The organism is Streptacidiphilus sp. EB129, from assembly GCF_041262645.1.
Classification (GTDB): Bacteria; Actinomycetota; Actinomycetes; order Streptomycetales; family Streptomycetaceae; genus Streptacidiphilus.
The window spans coordinates 138,345-163,218 of record NZ_JBGCCS010000018.1 but is presented as its reverse complement, the minus strand read 5'-3'; the positions used below and the strand labels follow the sequence as shown (position 1 = coordinate 163,218).

The 24,874-nt window shown below is 73.8% G+C and carries 18 protein-coding genes; 10 read left to right on the top strand and 8 right to left on the bottom strand.

Annotation, left to right across the window (positions count from 1 at the left end):
• Nucleotides 1–528 precede the first annotated feature (528 nt).
• Together ABH925_RS22615 and ptsP are read left to right on the top strand one after the other, a co-directional pair.
• Complete coding sequence (locus tag ABH925_RS22615) at nucleotides 529–978, top strand: PTS glucose transporter subunit IIA (protein WP_370150599.1); 450 nt, start codon at nucleotides 529–531, stop codon at nucleotides 976–978.
• A 126-nt stretch (nucleotides 979–1,104) separates the two neighbouring features.
• A complete protein-coding gene (ptsP, locus tag ABH925_RS22610; protein ID WP_370150598.1) occupies nucleotides 1,105–2,790 on the top strand; it encodes a phosphoenolpyruvate--protein phosphotransferase in 1,686 nt (561 codons plus the stop codon).
• A gap of 107 nt (nucleotides 2,791–2,897) precedes the next feature.
• Here ptsP and ABH925_RS22605 read toward each other — a convergent pair whose 3' ends face one another.
• From ABH925_RS22605 to ABH925_RS22585, 5 genes are all read right to left on the bottom strand, one after another.
• A complete protein-coding gene (locus tag ABH925_RS22605) occupies nucleotides 2,898–4,871 on the bottom strand; it encodes an acetoacetate--CoA ligase (RefSeq protein ID WP_370150597.1) in 1,974 nt (657 codons plus the stop codon).
• Nucleotides 4,872–4,933: 62 nt separating this feature from the next.
• Nucleotides 4,934–6,352, bottom strand: coding sequence for an adenylosuccinate synthetase (locus tag ABH925_RS22600; protein WP_370150596.1), 1,419 nt, complete (start codon nucleotides 6,350–6,352; stop codon nucleotides 4,934–4,936).
• Nucleotides 6,349–7,341, bottom strand: a complete 993-nt coding sequence (locus ABH925_RS22595; protein ID WP_370150595.1) for a hypothetical protein — start codon at nucleotides 7,339–7,341, stop codon at nucleotides 6,349–6,351. The genes ABH925_RS22600 and ABH925_RS22595 overlap by 4 nt, the downstream gene beginning before the upstream one ends.
• 148 nt (nucleotides 7,342–7,489) lie before the next feature.
• A complete protein-coding gene (locus ABH925_RS22590) occupies nucleotides 7,490–8,350 on the bottom strand; it encodes an NUDIX domain-containing protein (protein ID WP_370150594.1) in 861 nt (286 codons plus the stop codon).
• A 65-nt stretch (nucleotides 8,351–8,415) separates the two neighbouring features.
• Nucleotides 8,416–9,006, bottom strand: a complete 591-nt coding sequence (locus tag ABH925_RS22585; protein WP_370150593.1) for a TetR/AcrR family transcriptional regulator — start codon at nucleotides 9,004–9,006, stop codon at nucleotides 8,416–8,418.
• A 99-nt stretch (nucleotides 9,007–9,105) separates the two neighbouring features.
• Between ABH925_RS22585 and ABH925_RS22580 the strand changes: the two genes are divergently transcribed.
• From ABH925_RS22580 to ABH925_RS22550, 7 genes are all read left to right on the top strand, one after another.
• Complete coding sequence (locus tag ABH925_RS22580) at nucleotides 9,106–9,828, top strand: SDR family oxidoreductase (RefSeq protein WP_370150592.1); 723 nt, start codon at nucleotides 9,106–9,108, stop codon at nucleotides 9,826–9,828.
• A 138-nt stretch (nucleotides 9,829–9,966) separates the two neighbouring features.
• Nucleotides 9,967–10,812 carry a homocysteine S-methyltransferase gene (gene mmuM, locus ABH925_RS22575; RefSeq protein WP_370150612.1) on the top strand — a complete coding sequence of 282 codons (846 nt, stop codon included), beginning with the start codon at nucleotides 9,967–9,969 and terminating at the stop codon, nucleotides 10,810–10,812.
• A gap of 152 nt (nucleotides 10,813–10,964) precedes the next feature.
• Complete coding sequence (locus tag ABH925_RS22570) at nucleotides 10,965–11,729, top strand: IclR family transcriptional regulator (RefSeq protein WP_370150591.1); 765 nt, start codon at nucleotides 10,965–10,967, stop codon at nucleotides 11,727–11,729.
• A 304-nt stretch (nucleotides 11,730–12,033) separates the two neighbouring features.
• Nucleotides 12,034–12,744, top strand: a complete 711-nt coding sequence (locus ABH925_RS22565; RefSeq protein ID WP_370150589.1) for an MIP/aquaporin family protein — start codon at nucleotides 12,034–12,036, stop codon at nucleotides 12,742–12,744.
• A 65-nt stretch (nucleotides 12,745–12,809) separates the two neighbouring features.
• Nucleotides 12,810–14,342, top strand: coding sequence for a glycerol kinase GlpK (gene glpK / locus ABH925_RS22560; protein ID WP_370150588.1), 1,533 nt, complete (start codon nucleotides 12,810–12,812; stop codon nucleotides 14,340–14,342).
• A gap of 118 nt (nucleotides 14,343–14,460) precedes the next feature.
• Nucleotides 14,461–16,044, top strand: coding sequence for an FAD-dependent oxidoreductase (locus ABH925_RS22555; protein WP_370150586.1), 1,584 nt, complete (start codon nucleotides 14,461–14,463; stop codon nucleotides 16,042–16,044).
• Between the two features lie 254 nt (nucleotides 16,045–16,298).
• Nucleotides 16,299–16,481, top strand: coding sequence for a hypothetical protein (locus tag ABH925_RS22550; RefSeq protein ID WP_370150584.1), 183 nt, complete (start codon nucleotides 16,299–16,301; stop codon nucleotides 16,479–16,481).
• 49 nt (nucleotides 16,482–16,530) lie between these two features.
• Here the strand turns inward: ABH925_RS22550 and ABH925_RS22545 are convergent, their stop codons facing one another.
• From ABH925_RS22545 to ABH925_RS22535, 3 genes are all read right to left on the bottom strand, one after another.
• Nucleotides 16,531–21,204, bottom strand: coding sequence for a hypothetical protein (locus ABH925_RS22545; protein ID WP_370150582.1), 4,674 nt, complete (start codon nucleotides 21,202–21,204; stop codon nucleotides 16,531–16,533).
• A gap of 74 nt (nucleotides 21,205–21,278) precedes the next feature.
• A complete protein-coding gene (locus ABH925_RS22540; RefSeq protein ID WP_370150580.1) occupies nucleotides 21,279–22,145 on the bottom strand; it encodes a hypothetical protein in 867 nt (288 codons plus the stop codon).
• Between the two features lie 139 nt (nucleotides 22,146–22,284).
• Nucleotides 22,285–23,796 (bottom strand): hypothetical protein, encoded by a 1,512-nt coding sequence (locus tag ABH925_RS22535; protein ID WP_370150578.1) that lies wholly within the window; start codon nucleotides 23,794–23,796, stop codon nucleotides 22,285–22,287.
• A gap of 206 nt (nucleotides 23,797–24,002) precedes the next feature.
• On the opposite strand from ABH925_RS22535, the gene ABH925_RS22530 reads away from it, so the two are divergent.
• Nucleotides 24,003–24,764, top strand: coding sequence for a LamB/YcsF family protein (locus ABH925_RS22530; protein WP_370150611.1), 762 nt, complete (start codon nucleotides 24,003–24,005; stop codon nucleotides 24,762–24,764).
• Nucleotides 24,765–24,874 lie beyond the last annotated feature (110 nt).

Genomic DNA, 24,874 nt, shown 5'->3' with positions numbered 1-24,874 from the left:
ATCTGGCGTTGACTTTTGGCACGCTGTTGAGTTCTCAAGGAGCGGACGCTTCCTTCGAGACCGTTTCACCGGCCCCTCCGGGCGCTTCCTTCGTTATCGAGCTTAGCAGACCTTTTCAGTGGTCCGTTCCCGGTCGAATTCGGGCTGCCCCAGCCGAAATGCAAGACTGCGAAGGCAGGCACAAACCGTAGCGCAATTTCTTGCGTGTCCGAAATCGATGCTCTGCAGACGTGCCACATCCGTTGCGGTTGTGGCGGGCAGGAGCCCAACGGTACATCGGGCCGCACCGACGGGCAAACCGACACGCACCGGAAGGACTCCATCCGGATGACGTAGAGTTCGAGCGGGCAAGTGGACTAGACCACTTGCGCACCGACCGCGTCACCGCCGGCCAGGTCGCGGGCAAGGGTCCGTCGTCGAGCGACGGTCCAGCGCCTGGGCCTGTCTGCACTGTGGCGAAGTGTCCTAACTTGACTTGATTTAGGCTGATCCTCACGCCAGATGTGACGCCGCATTGGAGACACGAGCATGACGACAGTGACGTCCCCCCTGACCGGTCGCCTGATCGGCCTGGCCGCGGTACCGGACCCGGTCTTCTCCGGCGCGATGGTGGGCCCGGGCACCGCGATCGACCCGGTGCGCGGGCCCGGTGCGGCGGTGGCGCCGGTCGACGGGATCATCGTGTCCATGCACCCGCACGCCTATGTCGTCATCGACGACGAGGGCCATGGCGTCCTCACCCACCTGGGCATCGACACCGTCCAGCTCAACGGGCAGGGCTTCGAGCTGCTGGTGGCCAAGGGCGACCGCGTGAAGCGCGGCCAGCCGGTGATCCGCTGGGACCCTTCGGCCGTCGAGGCCGCCGGCAAGTCACCGATCTGCCCGGTGGTGGCCCTGGAGGCGACGGCGGATCAGCTGGGCGACATCCAGGACGACGGGACGGTCGCCGCCGGCGGCACCCTCTTCACCTGGAAGTGACGCCCACCGGAACAGCCCCGGAAGGCAGCCCGGGTTCCGCAGCGTTCCAACGGTGCGGACGCCTGCGTGATACGACGGATTCGAGCGGCCCCCGAAGGCCGCACACCCCAAGCGGAGACCGGTGAGATGACAGAGACGCTGCGCGGCGTGGGCGTGAGCCACGGGGTCGCGATCGGACAGGTCCGGCACATGGGTACGGCGGTGCTGGAGCCTCCGGCGCAGCAGACCCCGACCGAGGAGGCGCCGCGCGAGCAGGCGCGGGCCCGGCGGGCGGTGGAGGCGGTCGCCGCCGATCTGCAGGCGCGCGGCAACCTGGCCGGTGGCGAGGCCCAGGCCGTGCTGGACGCGCAGGCACTGATGGCACTGGACCCCGAGCTGATGGCCGACGTCGAGCGGCGGATCGCCGTGGGCAGCACGGCCGAGCGCGCCGTCTACGACGCGTTCGCCGCGTACCGGGCGTTGCTGGCGAACGCCGGTGACTACCTGGCCGGTCGGGTCGCAGACCTGGACGACGTGCGCAATCGGATCGTGGCACGGCTGATGGGCGTGCCGATGCCGGGTGTGCCGGACAGCGACGAGCCGTACGTCCTGTTCGCGCGGGATCTCGCCCCGGCCGACACGGCGCTGCTGGATCCGACGCTGGTGCTGGGCTTCGTCACCGAGGAGGGCGGGCCGACCAGCCACAGCGCGATCCTCGCCCGGGCGCTGGGCGTGCCGGCCGTGGTGGCCACGCCGGGGGCGACGGGCATGCCCGAGGGCGTGGTGGTCGCGGTCGACGGCAGCACCGGCGACGTCCTGGTCAACCCGTCCGAGGAGACCCAGGCGGAACTGCGGCGGGTCGCGGCCGAGCGCAGGGCCGCGCTGACGGCGTCCAGCGGGCCGGGCCGGACCTCGGACGGGCACCGGGTGCCGCTGCTCGCCAACATCGGCGGCCCCGCCGACGTACCGGCGGCGGTCGAGGCCGGGGCGGAGGGCGTCGGGCTGTTCCGTACCGAATTTTTGTTCTTTGAGAAGCACAGCTTGGACGACTCGGCGAAGGCGCCCTCGGAGGAGTCCCAGTACCAGGCCTACCGCACGGTGCTGGAGGCCTTTCCCGAGGGCCGGGTCGTGGTGCGGGTGCTGGACGCGGGTGCGGACAAGCCTCTCGACTTCCTGACGCCGGCCGACGAGCCCAACCCCGCGCTGGGGGTACGCGGGCTGCGCAGTCTGCTGGAGCATCCCGAGGTGCTCCGGACGCAGCTGCGGGCGCTGACCCGGGCGGCGACCGGGCTGCCGGTGTACCTGGAGGTGATGGCGCCGATGGTGGCCGACCGGGCGGATGCGAAGGCGTTCGCCGACGCCTGCCGCGAGGCCGGTCTCGACGCCAAGTTCGGCGCGATGGTGGAGATCCCCTCGGCAGCGCTTCGGGCCCGGTCGATCCTCCAGGAGGTCGAGTTCCTGTCGCTGGGGACGAACGACCTGGCGCAGTACACCTTCGCGGCCGACCGGCAGGTGGGTGCGGTGGCCCGGCTGCAGGATCCGTGGCAGCCCGCGCTGCTCGACCTGATCGCGATGGCGGCGGAGGCCGCGGCGCTGAAGGACAAGAGCTGCGGCGTCTGCGGGGAGGCGGCGGCCGATCCGATGCTGGCCTGCGTGCTGACCGGGCTCGGCGTGACCAGCCTGTCGATGGGCGCTGCCTCGATCCCCTACGTGCGGGCGACGCTGGCGAAGTACACCCTCGCGCAGTGCCGGCGGGCGGCTGCGGCAGCGCGGGCTCAGGACAGTGCGGACGAGGCGCGGGCCGCCGCGCACCAGGTGCTGTCCGGCGAGTAGTCCTGACTCCGTGCCGGCGGCCGTCCCGGGACGGGATCCGCCGCCGGCGCGGATCGGCGGGCGGCGCTGGTCGGCGGGCGGCGCGGCGGCTGCCTCGGGTGGGGTGGCTATCGGGCCAGCCTGAGGAAGGGGGCGAGGGCGTCGGGGTTGTCCAGGGAGCCCGGGTTGACGGCCTGGGCGAGCGGGGTGCCGGAGAGGATCCGCTTGATCGGGACCTCCAGGCGCTTGCCGGTCAGCGTGTGCGGCAGGGCCGGGACGGCGATGACCTCGTCCGGCACGTGGCGCGGGGAGAGCTGTTCGCGCAGTGCCGACGCCACCGCCGTGCGCAGGGCGTCGTCCAGGACGGCGCCGTCGGCGAGGACCACGAAGAGCGGCATCCAGTAGCCGCCGTCCGGCTGCTCCAGGCCGATGACCAGGGACTCGCGGATCTCCGGCAGCCGTTCCACGACCTCGTAGATGTCCGCGGAGCCCATCCGGACGCCCTGGCGGTTGAGGGTGGAGTCGGAGCGGCCGTGGATGATCACGCTGCCGCGCGGGGTGACCGTGATCCAGTCGCCGTGGCGCCAGACGCCGGGGTAGGTGTCGAAGTAGCTGTCGTGGTAGCGGGTGCCGTCCGGGTCGTTCCAGAAGCGCAGCGGCATGGACGGGATCGGCCTGGTGCAGACGAGTTCGCCGACCTCGCCGGTCAGCGGCTTGCCGTTGACGTCCCAGGACTCGACCGCGGCACCGAGGCTGGGGGCCTGGATCTCGCCGAGATAGACCGGGAGGGTGGGGACGCCGCCGACGAAGCAGCTGCAGAGGTCGGTGCCGCCGCTGACGGAGGCGAGCCAGATGTCGGGGCTGACCCGGTCGTAGATCCAGCGGAAGCCGTCCGGCGGCAGCGGGGAGCCGGTGGTGCCGATCGCGCGCAGCCGGGAGAGGTCGAGGTCCCGGGCCGGGTGCAGGTCGGCCTTGGCGCAGGCGGACACGTAGGCGGCGGAGGTCCCGAACACGGTGACCCGGGCGCGTTCGGCGATGCGCCACTGCGCGGCGGTGTCCGGGTAGCCGGGGCTGCCGTCGTACGTCACGATGCTCGCTCCGACCAGCAGTCCGGCGAGCAGGAAGTTCCACATCATCCAGCCGGTGGAGGTGTACCAGAAGAAGCGGTCCTCCGGGCCGAGGTCGAGGTGCAGTCCGGCCTGCTTCAGGTGTTCGACGACGATGCCGCCGTGGCCCTGGACGATGGCCTTGGGCAGGCCGGTGGTACCGGAGGAGTACAGCACCCAGAGCGGGTGGTCGAAGGGGACCTGTTCGAAGACCGGCTGCTGCTTCCCGGCCAGGAGGTCGTCCCAGGCCAGCGCGCCTTCGGGGGCCGGGGTGCCGAGCAGCGGGATGTGCACCACGTGGCGCAGCGAGGGGAGTTCGCGGCGCAGCTCGGCGACGATGCCGGTGCGGTCGTGCTCCTTGCCCCCGTACCGGTAGCCGTCGACGGCGAAGAGGACGACCGGCTCCAGCTGCTGGAAGCGGTCGAGGACGCTGCGGGCGCCGAAGTCGGGGGCGCAGGAGGTCCAGATGGCGCCGACGGCGGCGGTGGCGAGCAGGGCGACGGCGGCCTGCGGGACGTTGGGGACGTAGGCGCTGACCCGGTCGCCGGGGCGGACCCCGAGCCGGCGCAGTTCGGCGGCCAGCGCGCCGACCTGCAGCCGGAGTTCGGCCCAGGTGAGGACCTGCGGGTCGGCGCCGCTCTCGTCCAGGTGCAGGATCGCGGGCTGGTCGGCGTGGGCGTCCACCTCGCCGTGGCGCAGGGCGTGCTCGGCGTAGTTGAGGCTCGCCCCGGGGAACCAGACGGCGCCGGGCATCGCCGAATCGGCCAGCGCGGCGCTGGGCGGGGTGCTGAAGCGGACGTCGAACCAGTCGGCGACGGCGGTCCAGAAGGTGTCGAGGTTGTTCACGGACCAGGCGTGCAGCTCCGCGTAGTCGCCGGTGGGCGCGCCGTACTGCTGGGCGGCCCACTGCTGGAAGCGGACGATCCGGGTGCCGGCGGCCAGCGCCGGGTCGGGCTGCCAGAGCGGGGTGGGCTGCTGCTGGTCGGTGCTGCTCATCGGTGACTGTCCTCCGGCGTCCGGCGTCGTTGCCACGCAGGAATCTGCCATGTGAACGACCGTTACGCCAGTAGTTGCCTGGTCGGGGCGGCGTGGTGGTGCAGCAGCTTGTCGCCGGACCGTGGGCCGTGGGACTCCAGCAGCACCGGGGTGCGCAGGGTGTCGGCGACGGCCTCGGTCCAGGCTGCCGGGTCCGCGGGCAGGGTGCGGATCCGGCCGGGACGGGCCCGGAGCAGGCGCTCGGTCAGCCGGGCCTGCCGGGCGAGGTCGCCGGGGACGGCGGTGGGGAGGTCGGTCAGCGTGGCGCCGTCGAGCTGGTAGCTCTCGCAGAGCCCGAGCGAGGGATGCCGGGCCGGGGCGTCCAGGTGGGTGAGGGCGAGGGCGTCGGCGCCGCCGCAGGCCGCCAGCGCGTAGCGGTGCGCGACGGCGTCGAAGTGGCCGAGGCGGAAGCCGCCCTGCCAGGCTCCGCTGCCGTTGTGCGGTTCGGGGACGGTGAGTCGCCGGTCCTCCGTCACCAGCGGGCCGGGGCCGTGCCGGGTGGTGTAGCTGCGCAGCACGCCGAGCCGCAGGGCGGGGCGGGCATCGGCGCCGGCTTCGGCGAGGAGGGTCTCGGCGTTGTCGAAGGTGGTGGTGGACCAGGTGGTGTAGGGGTGGAAGCCGTGCCACTCGTCCAGCAGGACGCCCTGGGCGCCCTCGAAGACCACCCGGCCCTGCCGCAGCAGGCGGCGGAGGTGGTCGTCGCCGGTGAGGGTGAGCCGGGCGCCGATGGCGCGGTAGGCGTCGGCGACCTCGCCGGGCGGCGGACCCGGCGGGACGCGCAGGCCGAGGTCGGCGGTGAGCCGGTCCCTGAGCCGGGTGAGGACGGCGCGGAGCCGGGTCGGCGAGGCGCAGTCGCCGACGGTCGGGGCGTCGTCGGGGTGGCGCAGGGCGTACTCGGCGGTCTCCCCCACGCCCATGCCGCAGGATCCGTGCCGGGCGCCGCCCCTGGCGGTTTCGCGCAGCCGGTTGGCGGCGGCGTGGTAGGGCGTGGTGAGCAGGGCGCGGCGGTCGACGGTGAGGCCGCCGAGCGGGTCGGGGACGCCGAGGGCGGTGCGCAGCCAGGCGGCCTCGGCGGTGAGGGCGAGCAGGTCGACGAGCATGAAGCGGGAGAGGTGGGTGCGCACGCCGCGGCCGTGCCGGCCCGGCGCGAGCGTGCCGGAGCCGAACTGGGCGAAGGTGTGGTGGCGGCCGCCCGGGGTGACCACGTTGTGCGCGGCCTGGGCGCCGCCGTTGAAGCGGACCACGGTGTGGACGTCGCGGCTGCGGCAGAGGTGGTCGACCACGGTCCCCTTGCCGGCGTCGCCGTAGCCGAGGTCGACCACGATGGTGTGCTCGGGCAGCGCGTCGGCCCGGGTGGGGGCGGGGGCGGTCGGCACCGTCACCGTCGCGGCGGTCGGCGTCGGGTTCGTCGGCGTCGGGTTCGTCGGCGTCGGGGCGGTCACCTCGGGTCGTAGCCCAGGCGGCCGTCCGGGGCCTCGTACCGCGGGGAGGTGGTGCCGACCGCGCCGGTGCTGCGGCGGCGGGCGACTCCGGCGAGGGCCCTGCCGACGGACGCGGTGGCGGTGGAGCCGACGTCGGCGAGGTCGCTGAGACCTTCCTGCAGGTCGATGGCCTCCTCGCCGAGACCGACGGTGAGCGCGATGGTCTCGCAGACGGCGCCGAGGTCGTCCAGCTCGATGACGTTCTGGCCGAGCAGTGCGCGCCAGGTGGCGAGCACCTTGGGGTTGCCGGCGTGCGAGGCCCCGGCCGGGAGGATGAAGTAGACGTCGTAGCGGTGCTGGAGTTCCGGGATCAGCGCGGTGAGCGGGATGTCGGCCTGCAGATGGTCTCCGATGACCGCGCGGACCTCCTTCGCCTTGACCTTGCCGTAGGGCATCTCGTCCCCGATCAGGAAGAGGTAACCGCGGCGTCCGCGCTTCTCGTGGCAGTCCAGCGAGGAGTGCCGGGCCATGGCGTACATGGCGAGCTCGTAGGACTCGGTCATCTGACCGCCCCCGCCGCCCTCCAGGAAGATGTTGCCGAGGTGGTCGTCCATCCGGTTGTCCGACTCGAACTGGCCGAGCTGCAGCGGGACCCGGTCGCAGGTGGCGTCGCCGACCGCGCCGAAGAGGATCTGCGGGTGCTGGGTGTAGCCCTTGCGGAGCAGCAGGCCGAACAGCTCCGGGAGCTTGGTCTGCAGGATCCTCGGCACGGTCTGCATGGAGCCGGTGACGTCGAAGAGGACGGCGATGGCGAGCGAGGCGGGGTGCTCCTCGGAGTCGCGGCTCTCCCGCAGGGTCAGCCCCCGGGGGTCGAGCGAGGGGTGGGCGGTCCAGTGCGAGCGGTCGCCGCGCCGGGCCCGGCTGGTGTAGTCGAAGGCGTCGCTGCCGGTGGCCGCGCGGAGGTTCTCGGCGGCGTCGTACACGTTGGTGGACCAGTGTCCGCTTCCCATGGCTTCACTCCTTGGCGTGCCGGCCTTGGCGGGGAGTCCGCGGCGTCGTGTCGGGACGGGCCTGGCCGGTGGGCGGGTCGGGCAGGTGCATCGGGCGGAAGGTGCGGGGCCGGGGAAGGCCGTGGCGATCGGGGTGCGGCCGGCCGGATCAGCTGACGGCGGCGCCGCCCTCCTCGCGATCGGGGCGGAGCAGTGCCGGGTGCAGCAGCCGGGCGTCGCCGGCGCGGTAGAGCTGGGGCTTGGGGCCGCCGCGGCCGCGGGCGTGCGGGGAGGTGCGGCCGGTGCTCTCGACGAAGCCGGGGACGGAGAGGATCTTGCGGTGGAAGTTGCCGGCGTGCAGCGGCTCCCCCCAGATCTCCTCGTAGACGGCGCGCAGGTCGGCGATGGTGAACTCGGGGCCGAGGAAGGCGGTGGCGAGCGGGGTGTACTCCAGCTTGGAGCAGGCCCGGTCCAGGGCGTCGGCGAGGATCCGGGCGTGGTCGAAGGCCAGCTGGAGCGGCTGGTCCGGGACCGGGTCGTGGTCCACGGCCGGGCCGCCGGGCCCTCCCCTGTGGGGTCCGGCGGCCGGGCCGAGGGCGGCGACGGGCGTCCAGGACGCCCGGGCCGCGTCGCTGCCCGCCTGCGGGTCGGGCAGGTCGGGGGCGAAGGCGAGATAGGCGATGGAGACGATGTGCATCCTGGGGTCACGCCCGGGTGTGCCGTAGCTGCCCAGCTGTTCCAGGTGGACCCGGCTCAGCGCGGCGGTGTCGACGCCGGTCTCCTCGGCGAGTTCGCGTGCCGCGGCCTGGTCGAGGTCCTCCTGTCCGGCGCGGACGAATCCGCCGGGCAGGGCCCAGCAGTGCTGGTACGGCGGCGCGGCCCGCTCCACCAGCAGTACGTGCAGCCGGTTCTGGCGCAGCGTCAGCACGACGATGTCGACCGTCACCGCGACCGGCGGGAAGGCGCGAGGGTCGTACTGTGCCAGCCAGGCCTGCTCGCCCGGCCGGCCTTCCGCGCCCTCGGCTGCCATCGTGCACCGTCCCCGTCGGTCGATGAGTTGTTCTCTTGGCGAGAATTTCTCGCTCTGAGAACAAGTTACCGCCGGCCCCCGAGACTGTCCAGCACAATCAGCACCTCAGCCGTCAACTCCGGCCCCACCGGCCCGTGTTCGTTCATCAGCCGGTACCACATGGCGCCGTAGACCATGTCGACCACGGTGTCCAGCGACACCACCCAGTCCGAGCCGCAGCGCTCCAGTGCGGTACGGAGCAGGGCGCGGCGGGTGGCGATGTAGGCGCGCCGGGTCCGGTCGAGGTCGGCATCGGCGACCGAGTCGGCGGTGACGCCGAGCAGGACGCCGGCCACCGGCGGCTTGGCCGCCAGCGCGAAGCTGCGGTCCAGGAAGTCGCGCAGGTCGGCCCAGGGATCGCCGGTCGGCTCCGGCAGCCCGAGTCCGGCGCCGACCTCACCCAGCGCCTCCAGGAAGACCGCCCCCCGGGTGGGCCACCAGCGGTAGACGGTCTGCCGGCCGACGCCCGCCGTCTCCGCGATGCCCTTGATGGTGACGGCGGCATAGCCGTCGCGGATCGCGAGGGAGGTGGCGGCGTCCAGGATGGCGCGGCGGGCGCTGTCGCTGCGCGGTCGGCCGACGGCTCTGCCGGCGGCCTCCGGATCGGGGGAAGTCATGGCGGCACTGTACCGGCTTTACAAGTCACGGTGTCTCGTTACATAATCGAGGCACGGTGACTCGAAAGGGGTCGCCGAAAGGGACGGGGAGCTTCACTCATGTCTGAGCGCGTAGTGATCATCGGCGGTACCTCCGGCATCGGCCTGGCCACGGCGGAGCTGCTGCTCGGCCGCGGCTGCGAGGTGGTCGTCGCCGGCCGCAGCGCGGAGCGGCTGGAACTGGCACTGAAGCACCTGGACGGGGCGGCGCAGGGCCGGACCGTGGACGCGAGCGACGAGGGGCAGCTCGCGGAGTTCTTCGCCGGGGTCGGCCCGTTCGACCACCTGGTGGTCACCCTCACCGCCAACGGCGGGGTGACCTCGCTGCTCGACCTCACCCCGGCGGAGCTGCGCCGGCACAACGAGGGCAAGCTGATCCCGCAGCTGCTCTCGGTGAAGGCGGCCCTGGGCACGCTGCGGGCGGACGGCTCGGTCACCCTGCTCGGAGCGGTCAGTTCGCAGCTGAGTGCGCCCGGCCTGGTGGTGCTGGCCTCCTCGAACGCGGGCGTCGAGACCGCCGCCCGGATCCTGGCGGCGGAGCTGGCCCCGCGCCGGGTGAACGCGGTCTCCCCCGGCGTGATCGACACCCCGTGGTGGGACTGGGTCCCGGCCGAGGCGCGGCAGCAGACCCTGGACGGCGCGGGCGCAGGCACCGCGGTGGGACGCGTGGGGCGTCCCGAGGAGGTCGCCCACGCGATCGCCTTCCTGGTGGAGAACACCTACACCACCGGCGTGGTGCTCCCGGTCGACGGCGGCGCCCGCCTCGGTGTCACCGCGGGCTGACCGACCCGAACCGTCCGGCCGGCCCGGCCCGTCCGTCCGCCCAGGCGTTCGGACGGGCCGGGCCGGCCGGACAATGGGGTGGTGACGGAATCTCTGGCGGCCGCCCTCGACGAAGGGGTCGTCGTCCTCGACGGCGGGATGTCGAACCAGCTGGAGGCGGCCGGGTACGACCTGGCCGACGCGCTGTGGTCGGCGCGGCTGCTCGCGGACGCGCCCGAGGCGGTGGCCGCCGCACACCGCGCCTACGCCGAGGCCGGTGCCCGGGTGGCGATCACCGCGAGCTATCAGGCCGGCTTCGAGGGATTCGCCCGCGTCGGGATCGGCCACGCCGGGACGGAGGAACTGCTGCGGCGCAGCGTCCGGCTGGCCCGCGCGGCCCGTCCCGACGGCTGGGTGGCCGCGTCGGTCGGCCCCTACGGCGCGACGCTGGCGGACGGCTCGGAGTATCGGGGACGGTACGGGCTGAGCGTCGCCGAGCTGGCGCGGTTCCACCGGCCCCGGGTGGAGGTACTGGCCTCGGCCGGACCCGACGTGCTGGCGCTGGAGACGGTCCCGGACATCGACGAGGCGGAGGCGCTGCTGCGGGCGGTGGACGGTCTGCCGGTTCCGGTCTGGCTCTCCTACAGCGTCGCCGACGGGCTGACCCGGGCCGGGCAGCCGCTGGAGCAGGCCTTCGCGCTGGCCTGCGGCAATGACCAGGTGCTCGCGGTGGGGGTGAACTGCTGCGCGCCGGAGCAGGCCGGCGAGGCGGTGGAACTGGCCGCCTCGGTGACCGGGAAGCCGGTCGTGGTCTACCCCAACAGCGGCGAGGGCTGGGACCCACGGGCACGCCGGTGGACGGGGCGGCCCACCTTCACCCCGTCCCGGGTCGCGGAGTGGGTCGCGGCCGGGGCCCGGCTGGTGGGCGGCTGCTGCAGGGTCGGCCCCGAGCAGATCGCCGCTCTCGCGGCGGCGCTGCGGGCGTGGCCGACGCCGGGGGTGTGATTTGAGCCTGGTTGGGGTGGTTCTCCCGGCCGTTCGCCCGGTCCGGATGGAGTGGCGGGCGCAGGACTGGCACACTCTGGGAAGAAGAGTTAGCGGTCGACATAACCATTAGGTGTTCTGCATTGTCGACCGTATCCCTGCGGAGGTGTGCGATGCCCGGCCCGATCCAGTCGCTTGAGCGCGCAGCGGCCATCCTGCGGCTGCTCGCCGGAGGCGAGCGTCGGCTCGGCCTGTCCGAGGTGGCCGCCTCGCTGGGCCTGGCCAAGGGCACCGCCCACGGCATCCTGCGCACGCTGCAGCAGGAGGGCTTCGTCGAGCAGGACGGGGAGAGCGGAAAGTACCAGCTCGGAGCGGAGATGCTGCGGCTGGGACAGAGCTACCTGGATGTGCACGAATTGCGGGCCCGGGCGCTGGTCTGGGCCGACGATCTGGCGCGGGCCAGCGGCGAGACCGTGTACCTCGGCGTGCTGCACCAGCACGGCGTGCTGATCGTCCATCACGTCTTCCGCCCCGACGACACCCGGCAGGTGCTGGAGGTCGGCAGCATGCAGCCGCTGCACAGCACCGCGCTGGGCAAGGTGCTGCTGGCCCACGACCCGGTGGCGCGCGGCGAGCTCGACGAACACGAGCCCGAGCGATTCACCTCGCGGACCCTCACCGACATCGCCGCCATCGACGAGGAGTCCGCGCTGACCCGCGAGCGCGGCTGGAGCGCCGCCGTGGAGGAGACCTGGGAGGGCGTGGCCTCGATCGGCGCGCTGATCCAGGACCGCCGGCGCAACCCGGTGGGCGCGGTCTGCATCAGCGGCGCGGTGGAGCGGGTCTGCGAGGCCGGAGTGGTCAGGCCGGAGCTCGTCGTGTCGGTCCGCGAGGCCGCCCGGGCGATCTCCCGGGACCTCGGCGCCTCGCGGTTCTGACGCCCCACCGACACCGCCACCGATCACCCGCATCAACACTCCCGCCGGCCCCCGTGCTCGCACAGCGCGACGGCGGCGCCCCGCCTGAGGCACATTCATCAGCCCCGCACACTGCTGCGCATGGGCGATTTGTCAGCCTATGGTGATGTTTCCCAGCGCTTATAACGATTGCGCATGACGGTCTTGACGTACGGCCCCACAGAGGGGAAAACTGCCGCATGGCGGTCGACAATGTCGAACATCGTTCATTGGAACCGCGTCAGGCGCCCTCCCCCACCCACAGGGCACGGACAAAGGAGTCGTTGTGTCCAACGGCCACATCTTCGTAGGCGAGCTCATCGGCACTGCGCTGCTGATCCTGCTCGGCGGCGGCGTCTGCGCCGCGGTGACGCTCAAGAAGTCCAAGGCCCATGGCGCCGGCTGGGTCGCCATCGCCTTCGGCTGGGGCTTCGCCGTCATGATCGCGGCGTATGTGTCGTCCTCGCTCTCGGGCGCCCACCTCAACCCGGCCGTCACCCTGGCCATCGCCGTGAAGACCGGCCAGTGGAGCCACGTCCCGGTCTACCTCGCCGGTCAGATCGTCGGCGCGATGCTCGGCGCGTTCCTGGTCTGGATCACCTACCTGGGACAGTTCCAGGCCAACGAGGAGCCCACGCTGGGCATCTTCTCGACCGGGCCGGAGATCCGTAACCCCGTGCAGAACCTGGTCACCGAGATCATCGGCACCCTGGTGCTGTGCATCATGATCCTCACCGAGGGCCTGACCCCCGGGCTCGGTCTGTCCGGGATGGGCGTGCTCATCACCGCGCTGGCAGTGGTCGGCATCGGCTTCTCGCTCGGCGGCCCGACCGGCTACGCGATCAACCCGGTCCGCGACCTCGGCCCGCGCATCGTCCACTCGCTGCTGCCGATACCCAACAAGGGCAGCTCCGACTGGAGTTACGCCTGGATCCCGGTGGCCGGCCCGCTCATCGGCGGAGCGCTCGCGGGTCTCCTCTACAACGTCGCCTTCTGATTGTGTAGTCGTCACCACCCCGCCTCATCCCCTGTCCGCACCCCACTCCCCAGAGGACTCCAGCCGTGACCACACTGTCCAATGGCGGCCAGTTCATCGCCGCGATCGACCAGGGCACCACCTCCAGCCGCTGCATCATCTTCGGAGCGGACGGCCGCATCGTCGCCGTCGACCAGCAGGAGCACAGCCAGATCTTCCCCCAGCCCGGCTGGGTCGAGCACGACGGCGCCGAGATCTGGACCCGGGTCCAGTCGGTGCTGGCCAGCGCGCTGGGGAAGGCGAACCTGGCCAAGGAGGACATTCGCGCGATCGGGATCACCAACCAGCGCGAGACCACCATCCTGTGGGACAAGCACACCGGCGTGCCGGTCCACAACGCCATCGTGTGGCAGGACACCCGCACCGAGGCGCTGTGCAAGGAACTGGGCCGCAACGTCGGCCAGGACCGCTTCCGCCGCGAGACCGGGCTGCCGCTGGCCAGTTACTTCGCCGGGCCGAAGATCCGCTGGCTGCTGGACAACGTCGAGGGCCTGCGTGAGCGTGCCGAGGCCGGCGACATCCTGTTCGGCACCATGGACACCTGGGTGATCTGGAACCTGACCGGCGGGCCCGACGGCGGCCGGCACGTCACCGACGTCACCAACGCCTCGCGCACCATGCTGATGAACCTGCACACCCTGGAGTGGGACGAGAAGATCGCGGAGTCGATGGGCGTGCCGCTCGCGGTGCTGCCGGAGATCCGCTCCTCCGCCGAGGTCTACGGCACCGCCGTCGGCGTCCTGGACGGCGTGCCGGTCGCCTCCGCGCTGGGTGACCAGCAGGCCGCGCTGTTCGGGCAGACCTGCTTCAACGAGGGCGAGGCCAAGAGCACCTACGGCACCGGCACCTTCCTGCTGCTGAACACCGGTGAGAAGGCGGTCAACTCGTACGCCGGGCTGCTGACCACGGTCGGCTACCGGATCGGCAACGAGAAGCCGGTCTACGCCCTGGAGGGCTCCATCGCGGTCACCGGCTCGCTGGTGCAGTGGCTGCGGGACCAGCTCGGCATCATCTCCACCGCCGCCGAGATCGAGACCCTGGCCTCGACCGTGGAGGACAACGGCGGCGCCTACATCGTCCCCGCCTTCTCCGGCCTGTTCGCCCCGTACTGGCGCTCCGACGCCCGCGGCGTGATCACCGGCCTGACCCGCTACGTCACCAAGGGCCACCTGGCCCGCGCGGTGCTGGAGGCGACCGCCTGGCAGACCCGCGAGGTCGTCGACGCCATGGCCAAGGACTCCGGCGTCACGCTGACCGCGCTCAAGGTCGACGGCGGCATGACCAGCAACAACCTGCTGATGCAGAACATCGCGGACGTCCTGGACGCCCCGGTCGAGCGCCCGTACGTCGCCGAGACCACCGCGCTCGGCGCCGCCTACGCGGCCGGTCTCGCCGTCGGCTTCTGGCCCGACCTGGACACCCTGCGCGCCAACTGGCACCGCGCCGCCGAGTGGACCCCGCGCATGGACCAGGCCACCCGCGACCGCGAGTACAAGAACTGGCTGAAGGCCGTCGAGCGGACCATGGGCTGGATCGAGGAGGACCAGCCCGAGTCCTGACCGACGGCGGGAGGGGCGCCGACGCGCGACGCCCCTCCCCCCACCCCTGGCACACCCCCTTTGTGAGAGGAGACGGCAGGCCCCGCGCCACGAACGCGGCCTGCCGGCACACACGCTGATGAACACCATCCCGACCCTGGGCGCCAACCACACCGGCAGCCGAGCGCAGTCCCGCCACCTGCTCAGCAGCGCCACCTACGACCTGCTGGTCATCGGCGGCGGCATCCTCGGCACGGCGGTCGCCTGGACCGCCGCCCAGTCCGGGCTGAGGGTCGCCATGGTCGACGCCGGCGACTTCGCCGGGGCCACCTCCAGCGCCTCCTCCAAACTCGTCCACGGCGGGCTGCGCTACCTGCAGACCGGCGCCGTCAAGCTGGTCGCGGAGAACCACAAGGAGCGCCGCGCGCTGGCCACCGACGTCGCCCCGCACCTGGTCAACCCGCTCACCTTCTTCGTCCCGGTGTACAAGGGCGGCCCGCACAGCGCCCCCAAGCTCGGCGCCGGCGTGTTCCTCTACTCGGCGCTGTCCGCGTTCCGCGACGGCATGGGCCGGGTCTCCACCGCCGCGCACGCCTCCCAGCAGGTCCCCGCGCTGAAGACCGAGGGCCTGCGCTCGGTCGCCGTCTACGGCGACCACCAGATGAACGACTCCCGGGTCGCCGTGATGACGGTGCGCGCCGCGGTCGACTCCGGCGCGGTGGTGCTCAACCACGCCGAGGTCACCGGGCTGCGCTTCACGGGGGGGCGGGTGACCGGCGCGGAGCTGCGCGACCGGCTCGACGGCACCGAGTTCGGCGTCAACGCCCGGCTGGTGCTCAACGCCACCGGACCGTGGGTGGACCACCTGCGCACCATGGAGGACGCCGGCTCCGCCCCCAGCATCCGGCTCTCCAAGGGCGCCCACGTGGTGGTCAAGCGCCGTGCCCCGTGGCACGCGGCGCTGACCATCCCGATCGACAAGTACCGGGTCTCCTTCGCCATCCCGTGGGAGGACCACGTCCTGCTCGGCACCACCGACGAGGAGTACACCGGCGACCCCGCCGACGTCCGCGCCACCGAGGCCGACATCGACCAGATCATGTCCGAGGCCGGACACGCCATCAAGGACGAGCACCTGGACCGCGACCTGGTCACCTACTCCTTCGCCGGCCTGCGGGTGCTGCCCGGCGGTCCCGGCGAGACGGCTGCGGCCAAGCGCGAGACCGTGGTCACCGAGGGCCGCGGCGGCATGCTCTCGGTCGCCGGCGGCAAGTGGACCACCTACCGCCACATCGGCCGGGTCGTGCTGGAGAAGCTCGCGCACACCCCCGGCACCGGCCTGGCGGAGGACATCTCGGCCATCCCGCGCACCGTGCCGCTGCCCGGCGTCGGCAGCCCCAACGCGGTCGCGCACCGGCTGCTGGTCGACCGCGAGCCGGGCACCCGGATGGACCCGCTGGTGGCGCGCAACCTGGCCACCCACTACGGCACGCTGTCCTTCGAGATCGCCCAGCTGATCGCGGAGAACCCCGAGCTGGGCCGCCCGATCCACGCCGACGGACCCGACGTCTGGGCCCAGGTCGCCTACGCCGCCGCGCAGGAGTGGGCCTACACCACCGACGACGTGCTGCGCCGGCGCACCACGATGGTGGTGCGCGGCCTGGACACGCCCGAGGTGCGGGCCGAGGTCGAGGCGTTCCTGGCAGCGCATCCGGTCGGCTGACGGCGCATCCGGGCAGGGCCCGGAGCAGGGCTTCGAGCAGGGCCCGGGCACGCCACCGGGCAGGCCGGCGGGGTGGGGTGACGAACAGTCGCCCCGCCCCGCCGGCGTCCCGTCCCGCGCCGGGCGGAATGATGGGATGCGGGCGGGGCAGGCTTTCCAGGGGCGCGGGCAGGAGAGGACCGGGGGCTGCGGTGGTGGAACGGGTGCGACGGCGGGTGTCCGACCGATCGCGTCGGGCACGGGTGCGGGTGGTGATGAGCCTCGCCTACACCGTGAACGCGCTGATGTTCACGGTGGTCGGGTCGTTGGGCCACACCGGATTCACGGTCGCGGCACTGGCCGCCACCGGCGTGGGGATCTTCGTCACCACCTGGTTCCTGCTGGATCTGGTCATCGCCGCCCAGGACGACGCCCAGCGCCGCCGCGCCCCCCGCTGACGCCGCCGCGCAGCGGGCCGGACGACGCGGGCCGGGCGGCGCGGGAGCGTCAGGCGGGGTCGGGGGCGGGGCGGCGGAACATCCGGGTGGCGGTGACGGCACCCTGGATGTCGGTGTCGTCGGGGTCGATGGTGGGCAGGCCCGGACGCAGATGCTCCTCCACCGAGATGTACTTGAGCCCGGCGCGCAGGTCCGCGTCGTTGCGCAGCCGGATGATCAGCGGGAACTCCGCCAGAGCATTGGCGTCCAGCAGGCCGGTGGTGTAGATCAGCTGGACGCCGAGCGCGGAGGCGACCGCCCGCTGCAGCTCGATCAGGTACGTGGCGTTGGCGCGCCCGATCGGGTTGTCCAGGAACAGCGTCCCGGCGTGGGCGAGTCGGGCCTGACCCCGGTCGTTGGCGCGTAGCGCGGCCATCGTGCAGTACAGCGCGATGGCGGCGGTGAGCAGCTGGCCGCCGGAGAAGACGTCCGACATCTGGCTGACGGACACGCGTTCGGCGCGCAGCACCGCGTCCGGCTTGAGGATCTCCACGGCGACGCCCTTGGGCTGCAGCGCCGCGTGCACGCCGCGCAGCAGCAGCGACATGCCGTCGCGGCGGTTCCAGTCACTGCTGGGCGCCGCGGTCGGTCCGCCGCGGCGGACCGCGACGCGGGTGGCCTCGTCGATGACCTCGCCGAGGCGTTCGGTGAGGGCGGAGTGGTCCGGGTCCTCGAAGCGGATCCGGAGGAACTCCTGTCCGGACCACTCCCCCAGGCCCTCGGGCAGCCGGGAGAGCCGCTGCGCCGCGCGCAGGGTCGCCAGCGAGGACTCGACCAGTCCGCGCAGCCGGTCGACGATGCCGTCGCGGTTGCGTTCCAGCTGTTCGAGCTCGTCGGTGAGCACCCGCAGCCGGGGGCCGAAGGCGGCGGCCCAGGCGGCCGCATGGTCGGGCAGCGCGGCGGCGGGCAGCTCGCGGATCTGCTGCCGGGCCGGGGTGCGGACGGCCTCGAAGCGGGTGGCGTTGGCGTGCCGGACCAGCGCGTCGGAGGCGTCGCGGACCGCGAGTTCGGCGGCGCCCAGCTCGGCGCCGGCGGCGCGCAGGGTGCGCCGGGTGTCGGCGGCGGCCTGGCGGCCCTCGGCGAGCGTGCCGGGGTACGGGGTGGGCTGCTCGTCCTCCTGGTCCGGGACGGCGGCCGGATCGCGCAGACCGTCGCGGAGCTGGGCCGCGGTCTCGTCGAACTCGGCGGCGGCGTGCTGGGTGGAGTCCAGCGTGCGCTGCAGCTGGCCGTGCGCGGACCGGCTGGCCGTCAGCAGGTCGGTGCGGCGGTCGAGTTCGGCGGTGGCGGTGCGCAGCAGGGCCTGGGCGTGCTCCGGGTCGGCGGGGACCAGCTCGTCCGGGAGTTCGGTGTGCGCCTCGCCGGTCACCGGGGCGCTGCGTTCGGCCTCGCCGCGGAGTCGGCCGAGGTGCTCGCTGGCGGTGGAGGCGCGGGTCTCGATGGTCTGCACCAGGTCCTCGGCGCGGGCCGCGGCGGCCTGGCGGCCGGGGCCGTCCGCCCCGTCGGGGCTGGACAGCAGTTCCTCGGCGCGGGAGCGGACCTTGTTGGTGAGCCGGTCCAGCTCGGCCCGGGCGGCGGTCTCGTCACCCTCGGCCCTGGCCTGCTCGGCGCGCAGGTCGGCGCCGACGCCGACCTGTTCGTACAGCTGGGAGGCGGCGCGGTGTGCCTCGCGCAGGGCGGGCAGTGAGGCCCGGGGCCGGGCGGCGTCGACACCCCCGGGGAGGCCGGCGTCGTGGGCGTTGATGCCCTGGACGTCGGCGTCCTGAAAGTCGGCGTCCTGAAAGTCGCTGCTGGGGAGTTCGGCGCGTTCGGCGCGCAGCGCGCGGACCGTGCGGCGGGCGTCGTCGGCGGCGCGCTGGGCGGCGCGGCGGTCCTCTTCCACGGCCTGGGCCCGGTCGGTGCACTGCTGCTGGCGCTGCTCGGCCTGGGCGGTCTCGTCGCTGAGCTCGCGCAGCCGACCGGTCCAGTTGGCACGCTCGCGCAGCCGGAAGGCCAGCCCGGCGAGCGCGTCCGCGCGGCGGCGGGCCTGCTGGGCGGCCTCGCCGCGCTCGTCGCGCAGCCGGGCCGCCTCGGCCAGCTCGGCCTCGGCCTCGCGGTGCTCGGAGCGGGCGGTGGCAAGCTCGGCGATGGCCAGCTCAGCTGCGGCACGGGCGGCCTGGGCGTCGGCGGCGAGCGCGGCCAGGTGCCCGGCCGGGCAGCGGCCGCGCCAGGACGCCAGCCGCCCGCCGACCAGCCGGTCCGCGCCGAGGCGGGCGGCGAGCGACCGGATCTGCTCGTCCCGGGCCGAAGCCCGGTCGCGGAGCTGCCGGCGCTCCTCGTCAGCGGCGTTCTCGTCGTGCATGGCCGGGTTCGGCGGCACCAGGAACAGGCCGGTGTCGGTCCCCGGCTCCTCGCGGACCGGGCCGAGCAGCGCGGCGGCGGTACCGACGGCGACGGCGGAACGCGGCAGCAGCGCGGCGGCGGAGAGGATCTCCCGGGCCCGCAGGAGCGCGGCCGGATCGGTGACGATCACGCCGTCGACCAGCTGCGGCCTGGCGTCGAGGATGCGGTCGTGGTCGACCGGGTCGACCGACTGGGCCAGGTAGCGCCAGCCGGGCAGGGCCGGCACGCCGTGCTCACCGAGGTACTCCACCGTCGCCAGGACGTCGGGTCCGGGCGGCAGCAGGCCGCCGTCGCCCAGCGCGGCCAGCACCCGGGAGTCGGCGGCGGCGGCCGTGCGCAGCTCGAACAGCGTGCGTTCGGCGGCGGTCACGGACTCGTCCAGCAGTTCCCGCAGCGTCTCGGCGGAGCGGTCCAGGACGTCCGGGGTCAGCTCGTCGGCGGACAGCCCGAGCAACTCGGCGGTACGGGGCTCTGCGGCGAGGTGCGCGGCCGCGTCGCGTTCGGCGCCGAGCGCGGTCTCGGTGGCGGCGAGGGCGTCGCTGGCGCGGGCGGCGGCCAGCTCGGTGCGGTTGCCCAGGGCCGCGGACTCGCGGGCCCGGGCGGCGGAGCGGTCCGCGGACGCGCGGGCCTGGTCCCAGGCGGCGGTGGCGTCCTTCTCGGCGTCGGCGGCGTCCAGCGCGGCACGGGCCGGGTCGATCGACTCCGCGTCCGGGGCACCGTTGCCGGCGTCGATCCAGCCGGAGCGCACCGCCGCCTGGGTCTCCTGCTCGACCTCGGCCAGACGCTGGCGCAGGTGCTCGGACTCGCTGCGGCCCTTCTGCGCGGCGGTGGCGGCGGCGAGGCCGTCGCGGCGGGCCGCCTCGCCCTCGGCCTGCAGCGTGTCGGCGCGCTGCTCCTCGGCGTCGGCCTGCACCTCGGCGGCACCGGCGGCCGCCTCCAGCGCGCCGACCAGGGCCCGGGCCGCCCTGGTCCGGGCGGCCAGGGCGGGGGCGGCGTCGCGCTCGGCCTCGCGGATCGCGCCGGAGACCCGGGCCGAGCGGTCGGCGGCGGCCCGGTGCCGCAGCACCAGCTCGGTGGCCTGCCAGGCGGCGTGCAGGGTCCGCGCATCCAGCAGCTCCCGGCGCAGCCCGGCGGCGGTGCCGGTGGCTGCGGCGAGGGCGAGGCTGGCGTGGCGGTGCGTCAGTTCGGCGGTGATCAGCGACTGCCGGCTGCGCGCGTCCTCGGCGTCGGCGACCGTGTTGGCGGCCTCGGCGACCTGCTCGGCCAGGCCACGGGCGCGGTCACGCTCGACCACGGCGCGGGCGGCCAGCGTCCGGGCGAGCCGGCGGGTACGGCGCTCGGCGGCGCGGTGGGTCTCGCGGACCGTCTCGCGGGCGGTGCCGGCCTCGGCGATCCGGTGCAGCAACTCCAGCGAGCCGGCGGTGAAGTCGCGTTCGGCGGTGAGCTCGGCGCGGCGGCCGAGCTTGGCGGCGAAGCCGTGCACCAGGTCGGCCAGGCCGTCGGTGTCGCGGGTGTCGGTCACGGCCCGCAGCAGCAGGTCGGTGAAGTCGGTGTCGTTCTTCACCGCGAACAGGCCGGCGGCCTCGCCCTCGTCGGCGTTCATCTCGCGCTGGTAGCGGAAGAGTTCGGGGTCCAGGCCGAGGCCGCCGAGGTGCTCGATCCAGCGGTCGTGGCCCTCTTCCCAGGTCAGGTCCAGCTCCGGGTAGGCCTTGGCGGCCTCGGTGAGGGCGTCCCGGAAGCCCTTCATGGTGCGGCGGCGGCCCCGGGCCGTCACCTTGGGGGCGTCCTGGCCGGGAGCCGGGAGCAGCTCGCCGCGGGCGGCGACCGGGAGGCCGTCCAGGCTGAGGCCGGGGCCGGGCCGGAAGGAGTACCAGGCCTCGGCGAACTTGCGCGGGTCGGTGGAGACCTGGCGCCCGCGCCACTCGCTGACCTTGCCGACGACCACCGTCTCGCCGGTCAGCGTGTGCTGCCACTCCAGCGCGACATGCCCGCAGTCGTCGGCGAGCAGGAACTTGCGCAGCACGCCGGAGCTGGCGCCGCCGAGGGTGTTGCGGTGGCCGGGCAGCATCACCGAGAAGATCAGCTTCAGCAGCACCGACTTGCCGCCGCCGTTCTCCAGGAAGAGCACCCCGGCCGGGGCCGGGCGGCGGGCCGGGCCGGTCTGCTCCTCGTCGAAGAACCCGGGCTGGCGCGGCGCGGGCTCCGGCACGGCCTCACCGACGTCGCTCAGGTCGAGCACGGTGTCGGCGTACCGCGCACCGGCAGGGCCGATGGAGTACAGGCGGACCCGGTTGAGCTCGTACATGGGGCGTCAGATCTCCGTGCTGGTGAAGGGATGGGGGTTGGGGTTGCGGGATGGTTCGGGGGTTTCCGGGCGGTTCAGGAGGTGTGGAAGGGCAGGCCGGCGTCGGCGACCAGTTCCTCGGTGGGGTCGGGCGGCAGCAGGGTGGCGCTGCCGTCGCTGACCGGGACCACGCCCAGGGCGAGCAGCTCGGCCATCGCCGCGCTGCCGGCCAGGTCGCGGACCTGGAGCTGGTAGCGGGCGGTGGTGCGGAAGGTACCGCCGGAGTCGTCCGAGGTCTTCTGCAGAAAGCCGGAGTCGACCAGGAAGGCCATGGCCTTGCCGACGATGCCGATGGTGGAGCCGGAGAGACGGCGGGCGTCCTTGGTGGCGCCGGTGGCGCTGCGGCGGGTGTAGACCCGCCAGGCGGCCTCAAGCCCGGGGGCGTCGCTGACCGGGTCGGTGTTGTCGCCCTCGGCGTCGGCCTGCTCCTCCAGCCGGCGGCAGACCTGCCGGACGAAGGCGTCCACGCCGTTGACGGTGAGCCGGCCGAGGTAGCCCTCGTCGGCGAGGTCCTCCGGACGGGGGAACGCCAGAGCCGCCACCGCGAGGTGGGCGAGACCGTGCAGGAAGCGGTCGGTGGACTCGGAGGCGGCGCGGCGCGAGTAGTCACCGAGGCGGACCGCGAAGACGGAGTCCTCGGCCGCGGCGACGGCCATCCCGGCCCGGGCCGACACCTCCAGCACGATCAGCCCGAGGCCGGTCGCCACCGCGTCCGCGAGCCGTGCGAAGGCGGTGTCGTCGCGGTACCGCCGCACCAGCTCCGCGTACTCGGCGTCACGGGCCGGCAGCAGCTTGGGCTGCAGCCCGAACGACACCAGCCGCGAGGCGTCGGCGACGTCACCGGGGGTGACCGCAGCGGCCTGCGGCGGAGAGGGATGCTCCACGTCGTCGTACGGGGTCATCGGCGGTGCTCCTGTTCAACGGACGGCTCGCATGCACGACGCAGGGGCGCGAGGAACTGCGCGAACAACCCGCTACGACGGTGCATGGTTGGCAGCGCAGTTCCCCGCGCCCCTGGGTAGTCACTGGTTGCCCGCTTGCTCATGCGACCTCCGCCCGGTCCGCGGCCATGCCGACGGCATCGAGCAGGGCGCTGCCGACGATCAGGTCGGCACCGCCGAACTCCGGGTCCTCCAGGCGGGTGCCGTCGTCCACCGCGAAGAGCAGCCGCTCCTCGCCCTGGCGGTACGCGGTGCCGACCGAGGGGCTGGCCGCGTGCACCGCCAGCAGCGCGACCAGGTAGGGGAGTTCGGGATCGCGGCGGCGGGCCTCGGCGAGCAGGCCGGAGAGCCGGCGCGGGGCGTCCGGCGGCAGGTCCAGCAACTCGTGCGCGACGTCCAGCTGGGCCTCGGAGAAGCGACTGTCGTCCGGGGTGTCCACCAGGTCCGGCTCGGGCAGCTCCGCGCCCAGGTGCTCGCGTTCGACCGGGGGCGTCAGCAGCACGTCCACCAGGTCGGTGATCCGCACCGAGGAAGGGGTGCGCAGCCCTATGGCGTGGCCGAAGAACGCGTCGGTGACCCGGGTGGCGCGTTCCAGCGCCAGCGGCAGCAGCGGAGCGAGCACCTGGCCGTAGAGGTCGAGCCCGGCGCGCGCGCTGGGCGCGGCGAAGGCCTGCCGGTCCTGCTCGGCGCGGAACAGCGGACCGGCCTCCAGCAGCCGGGTCTGCAGCTGGGTGTGCCGGCGGATGCAGTCCTTGACGATGTCGACCAGCTCGGCGGCCCGGCGCTTGTGCTCGGCGCCCTCGGCGGTGTTGGGCTCGGCCTCGTCGCGGGCGCGGCGGATGTTGGTGAGGATGGCGTTCTCGTGCCGGTAGCGGTCGGAGATGTGCTCCAGGGCCTCGGCGATGAGGTCGGGGACGGCCTCCATCCAGTCCACGGCGCGGACGTTGCGCCGGGTGGCCTCCAGCGCGCGGCGCAGCGTCTCGGCGAACTGCACGGTGCGGTAGCGGGCCTGTTCGGCGGCGAGCTGCGCGTCGGCCAGCCGGCCCCGGCGGATCAGCACCTCCAGCTTGACCTCGGCGGCGATCTGGGCGCTGGTGACGTCCGTGTCCAGGGCGCCCACCAGGACGTTGACGGCCTCGTCGGTGGTGCGCAGGTAGACCCCGCCGTCCGGGCCGGGGACCTCCTCGATCAGCTTGAAGTCGTAGTCACGGCGGACATAGGCGCCGTCCGGGCCGAAGGTGCCGTAGACGGCGCGGAAGCCGCGGTCCACGCTGCCGACGTTGAGCAGGGACTCCAGCACCCAGCGGGCGACCCGTTCGTGCTCGGTCCAGGGCCGGTCCGGTGCCTGGGCGGCGACCCGGGGCTGCAGCCGGGCCAGCACCTGGTCGCGGTCGGCGCCGGTGTCGAAGTCCATCTGCAGGGTGACCAGGTCGATCGCGGCGAGGGCGACCTCGGCCATGCCGTAGACCGCGTACTCGCCCGCCAGGTTGGCCTTGCGGCTGTCCAGATCGTGCAGCGGCGCGGTGCAGGCGAGCGCGCGCAACCGCCTGGCCAGCCCCTCGTCGGCGGCTGGCCCCCGAGCGGGTCGGGTCGGTTCGGCGGTCGTGGTCATGGGAGAAAGGTTAGGGGGTGGCACTGACAAGGTCCGAATCGCCACGGTATGCCCTGCCAACCGCGTCGACTCGCCGCTGTGATCCGGGCCACGTACGGCCGGGCCCGGCGCGTGAGGATGGTCCCGGCGGCGCCCCCGTGGAACCCTCAGTGGACGCGCCCCGTGGAAGGCCCCCAGCGAGAAGGAGTGCTGTGACGCAGCCGGTGATGGATCTCAACGCGGATCTCGGCGAGGGCTTCGGCCGCTGGACGCTGACCGACGACGAGGCCCTGCTCTCCGTGGTGACCAGTGCGAACGTCGCCTGCGGCTTCCATGCCGGGGATCCGGCCACGATGCGCCGGGTCTGCGAGCTGGCCGCGGCGCGCGGGGTGCGGATCGGGGCGCAGGTGTCGTACCGGGACCTGGCCGGGTTCGGGCGGCGGGCCATGGACGTGCCGCGCGCCGAACTGGCCGACGAGATCGCCTACCAGCTGGGCGCGCTGGACCTCTTCGCGCGGGCGGCGGGCACGGTGGTGGCCTACCTCAAGCCGCACGGCGCGCTCTACAACCGGGTGGTCGCGGACGAGGAGCAGGCGGCCGCCGTGGTGGACGCGGTGCTGGCGTACCGGCGGGCGGACGGGCGCGGGCTGCCGGTGCTGGGCCTGCCGGGCTCGGCACTGCTGCGCGCGGCGGAGGCGGCCGGGCTGCCCGTGGTCGGCGAGGCCTTCGCGGACCGCGGCTACACCCCGGCCGGGACGCTGGTGCCGAGGAGGGAGCCGGGGGCGCTGGTGCACGACGGCGACGCGGTGGTCGCCCGGGCGGTACGGATGGCCCGCGACGGGTCGGCACTGGCGGTGGACGGGACGGTGGTGCCGGTGCGGGCCCGGTCGCTGTGCCTGCACGGCGACACCCCGGGCGCGGCGGAACTCGCCGGGCGGGTGCGGGCCGGCCTGGAGGCGGCCGGCGTGCGGCTGGCGGCCTTCGCATGAGCGGGACCACGGTCCCGAGCGCGGGCGGCGGCGCGGGCGGTGGCGGTGCGGGCGTGGCCCGGGGCACGGGCAGTGGCGGCGCAGGCATGGCCCGGGGCACGAACGGGGGC

Coding starts and splice junctions, on each gene's coding strand:
- ABH925_RS22615 (WP_370150599.1), top strand. CDS start 529: ATGACGACAGTGACGTCCCCCCTGACCGGTCGCCTGATCGGCCTGGCC.
- ptsP (WP_370150598.1), top strand. CDS start 1,105: ATGACAGAGACGCTGCGCGGCGTGGGCGTGAGCCACGGGGTCGCGATC.
- ABH925_RS22605 (WP_370150597.1), bottom strand. CDS start 4,871: ATGAGCAGCACCGACCAGCAGCAGCCCACCCCGCTCTGGCAGCCCGAC.
- ABH925_RS22595 (WP_370150595.1), bottom strand. CDS start 7,341: ATGGGAAGCGGACACTGGTCCACCAACGTGTACGACGCCGCCGAGAAC.
- ABH925_RS22590 (WP_370150594.1), bottom strand. CDS start 8,350: ATGGCAGCCGAGGGCGCGGAAGGCCGGCCGGGCGAGCAGGCCTGGCTG.
- ABH925_RS22585 (WP_370150593.1), bottom strand. CDS start 9,006: ATGACTTCCCCCGATCCGGAGGCCGCCGGCAGAGCCGTCGGCCGACCG.
- ABH925_RS22580 (WP_370150592.1), top strand. CDS start 9,106: ATGTCTGAGCGCGTAGTGATCATCGGCGGTACCTCCGGCATCGGCCTG.
- mmuM (WP_370150612.1), top strand. CDS start 9,967: ATGTCGAACCAGCTGGAGGCGGCCGGGTACGACCTGGCCGACGCGCTG.
- ABH925_RS22570 (WP_370150591.1), top strand. CDS start 10,965: ATGCCCGGCCCGATCCAGTCGCTTGAGCGCGCAGCGGCCATCCTGCGG.
- ABH925_RS22555 (WP_370150586.1), top strand. CDS start 14,461: ATGAACACCATCCCGACCCTGGGCGCCAACCACACCGGCAGCCGAGCG.
- ABH925_RS22550 (WP_370150584.1), top strand. CDS start 16,299: ATGAGCCTCGCCTACACCGTGAACGCGCTGATGTTCACGGTGGTCGGG.
- ABH925_RS22545 (WP_370150582.1), bottom strand. CDS start 21,204: ATGTACGAGCTCAACCGGGTCCGCCTGTACTCCATCGGCCCTGCCGGT.
- ABH925_RS22540 (WP_370150580.1), bottom strand. CDS start 22,145: ATGACCCCGTACGACGACGTGGAGCATCCCTCTCCGCCGCAGGCCGCT.
- ABH925_RS22535 (WP_370150578.1), bottom strand. CDS start 23,796: ATGACCACGACCGCCGAACCGACCCGACCCGCTCGGGGGCCAGCCGCC.
- ABH925_RS22530 (WP_370150611.1), top strand. CDS start 24,003: ATGGATCTCAACGCGGATCTCGGCGAGGGCTTCGGCCGCTGGACGCTG.